At 44.3% G+C, this 6,940-nt stretch carries 7 protein-coding genes and 1 pseudogene (1 of these 8 cut by a window edge); 3 read left to right on the top strand and 5 right to left on the bottom strand.

The features are described from left to right. Positions 1 to 318, bottom strand: the beginning of a protein-coding gene (locus M3I01_RS15175) for an urea carboxylase-associated family protein (protein ID WP_275565167.1). It extends 546 nt beyond the left edge of the window; only the first 318 of its 864 coding nucleotides appear in the window; the start codon lies at positions 316 to 318; the stop codon falls past the left edge of the window. Positions 319 to 421: 103 nt separating this feature from the next. Here M3I01_RS15175 and M3I01_RS15180 point away from each other — a divergent pair, with 103 nt between their 5' ends. Continuing rightward, positions 422 to 1,270, top strand: coding sequence for a LysR family transcriptional regulator (locus M3I01_RS15180; protein ID WP_255896736.1), 849 nt, complete (start codon positions 422 to 424; stop codon positions 1,268 to 1,270). Positions 1,271 to 1,332: 62 nt separating this feature from the next. On the opposite strand, the pseudogene purL reads toward M3I01_RS15180, so the two are convergent. Then, positions 1,333 to 5,232: pseudogene (gene purL, locus M3I01_RS15185) on the bottom strand (phosphoribosylformylglycinamidine synthase). A 117-nt stretch (positions 5,233 to 5,349) separates the two neighbouring features. Further along, positions 5,350 to 5,838: a tRNA adenosine(34) deaminase TadA gene (gene tadA / locus M3I01_RS15190; RefSeq protein ID WP_255896737.1), complete on the bottom strand. Its 489-nt coding sequence runs from the start codon at positions 5,836 to 5,838 to the stop codon at positions 5,350 to 5,352. 111 nt (positions 5,839 to 5,949) lie between these two features. Between tadA and M3I01_RS15195 the strand changes: the two genes are divergently transcribed. Together M3I01_RS15195 and M3I01_RS15200 are read left to right on the top strand one after the other, a co-directional pair. Next, a complete protein-coding gene (locus M3I01_RS15195; protein ID WP_255896738.1) occupies positions 5,950 to 6,222 on the top strand; it encodes a CBS domain-containing protein in 273 nt (90 codons plus the stop codon). Beyond that, positions 6,197 to 6,373, top strand: a complete 177-nt coding sequence (locus tag M3I01_RS15200) for a CBS domain-containing protein (protein WP_255896739.1) — start codon at positions 6,197 to 6,199, stop codon at positions 6,371 to 6,373. The genes M3I01_RS15195 and M3I01_RS15200 overlap by 26 nt, the downstream gene beginning before the upstream one ends. Before the next feature lies 1 nt (position 6,374). Here M3I01_RS15200 and M3I01_RS15205 read toward each other — a convergent pair whose 3' ends face one another. Together M3I01_RS15205 and M3I01_RS15210 are read right to left on the bottom strand one after the other, a co-directional pair. Further along, positions 6,375 to 6,632 carry a cold-shock protein gene (locus M3I01_RS15205; protein ID WP_255896740.1) on the bottom strand — a complete coding sequence of 86 codons (258 nt, stop codon included), beginning with the start codon at positions 6,630 to 6,632 and terminating at the stop codon, positions 6,375 to 6,377. A 91-nt stretch (positions 6,633 to 6,723) separates the two neighbouring features. Next, the coding region (locus tag M3I01_RS15210; RefSeq protein WP_255896742.1) for a hypothetical protein at positions 6,724 to 6,940 on the bottom strand (217 nt) is incomplete at its 5' end.

Raw genomic sequence — 6,940 nt, forward strand, 5'->3', positions numbered from 1 at the left:
TGGAAGCGTTGACCAAAGACGATCATGAGTACTGACATGGGCTCTTTGCAATTGACGACTACGAGACACCCACATACGTTCACGAGGATCATGTTTGTTCCACATATTGAAGTCTCCCACTTGTGGTCCTTCTGAAACACGAATACGAAAAACATGACCAGCAGGAACTTTCCAAGCCTTTCCCGCACGCATAGGAATTTTAATGGTATCCACCAAAGTTCGCTTAGCCTCACCCTCCTTTAAAGAATTATAAAACACCTCATCTACAGACAATTTTGATCCTGAGCCTGCTCTGTACGCTGCTTCTACATTACTCATCACCGACTCCATTTTATTTAATGTTTGACTTAGGCTAGTGAAACTGGAAACTCAAATAAAATGACATTTTTTAAAAATACATGACAAATACTAAAGTGAGTTAATGATGGGTCACCCGTATACCGCACTACATACCTTTCATTTAGCGGTTCGTTTTCAAAGTTTAAAATGCACCGCTGATCATCTGCATTTAACAGAATCCGCTGTTAGCCATCAAATTAAGCGACTAGAAACTCAGCTGGGGTTTACTTTATTTTATAAGTCAGGCCGGCAACTCAAAGTTACACCTGAGGGAAAGCGACTATCCTCTGAATTATCAGCCTCTTTTGATCACATAGATCAAGTACTGTCGGATCCAGCCAATACCCCTATCAACGCCATTACGATTTATTGCCTACCTTCACTTATTGAATTTTGGTTACTCCCTCGCTTATTAAAATTTAAAGAAATACACCCCAACTCCGAGCTTGTCATTAATTACCACTCGTCATCACCAGACTACTTGGATGAACACAGCCTTCGCATTGGTAGCCATGAAAAAGATGATCACTCTCCTTATATACGTTCCAGAATTCTATCTGGCGAAACCATCCCCGTTTGCAGCCCCATTTACATGAAGCCGCATCAACTTTTTTCCAGTAAAGACTTACTAGAAGCAGACCTACTACATGACCATACGGGACATAGCTGGAAAGATTGGTTTGCTCTTCAAGGATTTACTTTAAATAAACCAACCCAGCTTTTATATGAAGACTTCCACCTATTAAAAATGGCCACTGTTGCAGCACAAGGAATAGCACTTTGCCCAGAAGCACTTATTAAGAATGATTTAAAGGACGGGAAATTAATTGCACTGTCGACACAGAGAGGAAATATCGGTCGCTATTACGCCCTTGAACGAAATAAATACGCCGATGCCAGTATTAACACTTTAATTAAGCACCTCATTTAAAACAAAAAAGCCCTCTAACCTTTCGATTAGAGGGCTTTAAAAAAACAATAGTTAACTAAATATTAACCCAACCACTTTCTCGCGTTTTGAAACAAACGCAACCATGGCGCTTGCTCTTGCCATTCGCTTGGATGCCAGCTGTGCTGAACGGTACGATAAACACGCTCAGGGTGAGGCATCATGATGGTCACTCGACCATCTTCTGACGTTAATCCCGTCACACCTTGCGCCGAACCATTCGGGTTAAATGGGTAACGTTCGGTCGCTTGACCGTAGTTATCCACATAACGCAATGCGATCTGAGAAGAAGACACCAATGCTGCCATATCTTGCTCATCACGGTATTCGGTTTGGCCCTCGCCATGCGCCACCGCGATTGGCATACGAGAACCTTCCATTCCCGCCAGCAAAATAGAGTTCGATTTCTGAACTTCCACTTGTACGAAACGAGCCTCAAACTGTGCAGATTCGTTACGAATAAACTTAGGCCAATGACTTGCACCGGGAATTAACTCATAAAGATTCGACAACATCTGACAACCATTACACACACCAAGCGTGAAGGTATCAGGGCGATTGAAGAAGGATTCAAACTGTTCGCGTGCAACTGGGTTGAAAAGAATAGACTTCGCCCAACCTTCACCAGCGCCTAATACGTCACCGTATGAGAAACCGCCACAAGCAACCAAACCACTGAAATCAGTCAATTTAGTACGGCCAGACAAAATATCACTCATGTGGACATCAACTGGTGTGAAGCCCGCTTTGTGAAATGCCGCTGCCATTTCGACTTGACCATTTACACCTTGCTCACGCAATACGGCGATTTTAGGCTTAACACCCGACGCAACAAATGCCGCCACTATGTCTTCGTTTTGGTCAAAGTTCACCGATGCCGATAAACCTGGGTCTTTTGCGTCCAACAAATTATCAAATTCTTGTCGTGCCGATTCTGGGTTATCACGCAACGCCTGAACACGGTAACTCGTTTCAGACCAAACACGCTGCCAATTAATGCGTGTTTCTTCTAAAACAGTTTCACCAGCAAAGCGCACACGGATAGAGTCATCACCAGAAAGTGTCGCAATAGAAGAAACAGCAACGCCTACTTTTGCGTAAGCCGCAACAATGTCAGACACATCAGACTCATTCACCTGAACCACCGCACCAAGCTCTTCACTGAACAAAGCCGGTGCCAGTTGAGCACGACTTGTGATGATTTCATCTAGATCAATATTAAGACCCAAATGGCTCGCGAATGACATTTCTGTCAAGGTCGCAAACACACCGCCGTCGGAACGGTCATGGTATGCCAACAACTTACCTTCCGCATTTAATGCTTGAGTCGTGTCAAAAAAGCCAGCCAATGTCGCAGCATCATCCACATCAGGCACTTGCTGACCTAACTTGTTGTAAACCTGAGCAATAACAGAACCGCCAAGACGATTCTGACCTGCTCCCAAATCAATCAACAACAAACGCGTATCGGCTTTATTTTGAAGCTCTGGCGTCAATATTTTACGAACATCAGAAACCGGTGCGAACGCCGTAATTACCAAAGACAATGGAGACGTTACCGCTTTTTTCTTCGCCGTCTTCTTTCCAAACTGTTTTCATCGACATAGAGTCTTTACCAACCGGAATGGCAATATCCAATGCAGGACACAACTCCATACCTACCGCTTTCACAGTTTGATAAAGCTTTTCGTCTTCGCCTTCATGACCTGCTGCCGCCATCCAGTTTGCGGATAACTTAATGTGACTACGTTTGGTAATGTGCGCAGCAGCTAAGTTAGTTAACGCCTCACCGACCGCCATACGACCAGACGCTGGTGCATCAAGCAAAGCAATCGGCGTACGTTCGCCCATAGTCATGGCTTCGCCCGTGTAACTGTCTAACGATGACGTTGTCACAGCAACATCCGCCACAGGTACTTGCCAAGGCCCGACCATTTGATCACGAGCCACCATACCGGTAATCGAACGGTCACCAATGGTGATCAAGAAGTTCTTGCTCGCCACGGTTGGTAAGCTCAATACACGATTTGCCGCATCAGCAAGATCCACATCAACAGCAGTGAAATCATCCCCTGCAATAATCGCTTTAGTCGCTTCACGATGCATCTTAGGCGCCTTGCCAAACAAAACAGACATTGGCAAATCAACAGGCTTATTATCGAAGTGCTCATCGGCGACTTCTAAATGCATTTCTTCTTTGGCTTCACCGACAATGGCAAAAGGACAACGCTCACGCTCACAAATAGCCGTAAACTCTGCGACACGATCTGGAGAAACCGCCATCACGTAACGCTCTTGCGATTCGTTACACCAGATTTCTAACGGTGACATGCCAGGCTCATCGTTAAGCACCTTACGCAAATCGAAACTACCACCACGCTCACCGTCTTTTACTAGCTCAGGTAATGCGTTGGACAAACCACCAGCACCCACATCGTGGATAAAGCTAATTGGGTTATTGTCACCAAGCTGCCAACAACGGTCGATCACTTCCTGACAACGACGCTCCATCTCTGGATTACCACGCTGTACAGACGCGAAATCAAGATCTTCGTTGCCATCAGCAGACGCCATAGAAGACGCAGCACCGCCACCAAGACCAATCAGCATGGCTGGTCCGCCAAGCACGATCAGCTTAGCGCCAACTTTAATTTCTTTTTTCTCAACATGCTCACGACGAATATTCCCCAAACCACCCGCCAACATAATGGGCTTATGGTAACCGCGCACTTCTTCTTGAGAAGCGCCTTGGATTTTTTGTTCGTAAGTACGGAAGTAACCTAATAAGTTTGGGCGACCAAATTCGTTGTTAAACGCCGCACCACCAATAGGACCTTCGATCATGATATCCAAAGGCGTCACGATACGAGACGGTTTGCCATAATAACTTTCCCAAGGTTGTTCAAAACCAGGGATTTTAAGGTCAGAGACCGTGTAACCACTCAAACCTGCCTTTGGTTTTGAGCCGATACCTGTCGCACCTTCATCACGAATCTCACCACCAGAACCCGTTGCCGCACCTGAAAAAGGTGAAATGGCCGTCGGATGGTTGTGAGTTTCAACCTTCATCAGAATATCGATGTTTTCCTGGCTGAAATTGTATTCACAAGAGCTGGCGCTGGAAAAAAACGTCCCGCAAAATTACCCTCCATGACCGCAGCATTGTCTTTATAAGCAGACAAGGTCCCATCAGGATTGTGTTCGTGTGTGTTCTTGATCATTTTGAACAAAGAACGCTCTTGCTCTTCGCCATCAATAGTCCAAGACGCATTAAAAATTTTATGACGACAATGCTCTGAGTTTGCCTGAGCAAACATCATCAACTCGATGTCAATTGGGTTACGTCCAAGCTCAACAAAAGACTCAACAAGATAATCAATTTCATCTTCAGCAAGAGCGAGACCTAGTGTTTGGTTTGCCTCAACCAACGCAGATCGTCCACCACCAAGCACATCAACACTCGTCATAGGTGCAGGCTCTGCATGAGAAAACATATCAGAAGCGTCGCTTAATGCCGAAAGCACGCTTTCTGTCATGCGGTCATGCAACATCACCGACAACAAATCTAACGCTTCAAGCGTTAATGGTTCAGAGCTATGAATAAAGTATTCCACGCCACGTTCAACGCGAGATACGGCCGCAAGGCCACAGTTATGAAGGATATCGGTTGCTTTCGATGACCAAGGTGAAATCGTTCCTAAACGAGGAACCACTAAAACACTTTGATCCGATGAACTGACTTGGGAGGATTTAGGACCGTAGGCCAAAACACGTTGTAAAACAGTTTCCTGTTCAACAGTAAGCGTTTGATTATCAGCCAGCTCCACAAAATGGAGAAATTGAGCATCGACATCTGTAACAGTAGCGACAGATGATTGCATATTGGCTAATAACTTTGCCTTGCGAAACGCCGATAGCGCAGCGGAACCATGCAGAGTTAGCATGTTGAGTATTGCCTCACTTGGTAGTTTTGGGGAAATGGTGCGGGTATTTTAAATCAATGAAGCAAATAGAGGCCAGCAGAGTATGAATTTTCTACACAAAATGAACGAATAAACTGCCTAAATCGCCTTTTTTGCCCGTTCCTTAAGTTTCTTTTTCTGCTCACGGCGGTATTGGAAGAATTGCGTCAGCTGAGCAGATGCCGTTTCCGCCAATACGCCGGATTCAACATTCACTTTATGATTAAGGAACGGTGCCTCAAAAAAACACCCCTGACTTTCAACAACACCACTTTTAGGCTCCATCGCTGCATAAACAACGCGATCAATTCGGGCATGAATCATTGCTCCTGCACACATAGAACATGGCTCCAACGTCACATATAAAGTTGCACCAGGTAATCGATAGTTCTTCATTTTTTGACATGCCATGCGAATCGCTTGAATTTCTGCATGCGCCGTCGGGTCACAAAGAGAAATTGGAGCATTATAACCCTCGCCAATGACCTCATCGTTCAACACAATAATGGCACCCACTGGGATTTCATTTTCAGACGCCGCTTTCGCAGCCAATTCAAGCGCCCGTTCCATCCAGTATTGATCTTTCATTCTTGATTTACCTCAAGGCGACTATTTTGCATTTAATACATAATTGCCTTTAATGCATAATCCGCTCTACACTAAAATCTAACGCAATGATAAATAAAAGGAGTTCTGTTTATGAATACAGTGGCAGATCTAATGACAACAGATTTAATCACATTAAGGGAAAATGATTCTTTAGCGAAAGCCAAAGCATTGATGCACGAAAAAAACATTAGAAACATCCCCATCATCAACGATGAGGGAGAATGCGTAGGCATGCTAACCCAGCGTGAATACTTACGTCATGCATTTCACCTAGTTAGCCAATTTGGCACGCAACACATATCCAAAAAAAGAACAACAAACGCCGATTGCCAACGCCATGAACAAGGACATCTTAACCATTAGCCCTGAAACAGAATTAAGCATGGCTGCCGAGTTCTTCATTGAAAACAAGTATGGATGCTTACCCGTCATTCAAAACGACAAACTCGTCGGCATTCTCACACCTGTAGACTTTGTTAAACTTGCACACAAAATGCTAAAAGAGTCTGCTTAAACTAAGCCTGCTCGAGATACTGATTAGAGCCAGAGGATGCAATTTGCGCCTCTTTCTCTAGTTGAACATCAATCGCTTGAACGCCAAAATCCGTTTCTGACAAAAGGAAACTAACCGATTGCCCCTTTCTAAGCGTTTTATGACCATCACAGGCAATCGATTTGTAATGAACAAAAGCATCGCTGCCTTCTACTCGCTTAATAAAGCCAACGCCTTTCGCGTCATTAAACCATTTAACCTTTCCCGTTAATCGTTCCATAACCATTGCGCCTCTTTTTTTATTTTTATTAAAGTAAGCGTGAAGCCAGAAACCCTAAAATGATTTCTGACTTCTATTTATTTACAAAGATTCAATACGAATTTTTTTTTTGCTCTTCTAGCTTGTTCACTGCCAACTGCAAATCATCACATTTAGAACGTTCTTTTTCGACCACTTCTGCTGGCGCTTTCGCCACAAAGCTGTCATTAGAAAGTTTGCCTTGTATGCGCTGTAGTTCTTTGGACGTTTTATCAATTTCTTTTTGCAAGCGAGCCAGCTCAGCATCTTTATCAATCAAACCCGCCATT

This window comes from Marinomonas maritima, from assembly GCF_024435075.2.
GTDB classification, from domain to species: Bacteria; Pseudomonadota; Gammaproteobacteria; order Pseudomonadales; family Marinomonadaceae; genus Marinomonas; species Marinomonas maritima.

Coding starts and splice junctions, on each gene's coding strand:
- M3I01_RS15180 (WP_255896736.1), top strand. CDS start 422: ATGATGGGTCACCCGTATACCGCACTACATACCTTTCATTTAGCGGTT.
- tadA (WP_255896737.1), bottom strand. CDS start 5,838: ATGAAAGATCAATACTGGATGGAACGGGCGCTTGAATTGGCTGCGAAA.
- M3I01_RS15195 (WP_255896738.1), top strand. CDS start 5,950: ATGAATACAGTGGCAGATCTAATGACAACAGATTTAATCACATTAAGG.
- M3I01_RS15200 (WP_255896739.1), top strand. CDS start 6,197: ATGAACAAGGACATCTTAACCATTAGCCCTGAAACAGAATTAAGCATG.
- M3I01_RS15205 (WP_255896740.1), bottom strand. CDS start 6,632: ATGGAACGATTAACGGGAAAGGTTAAATGGTTTAATGACGCGAAAGGC.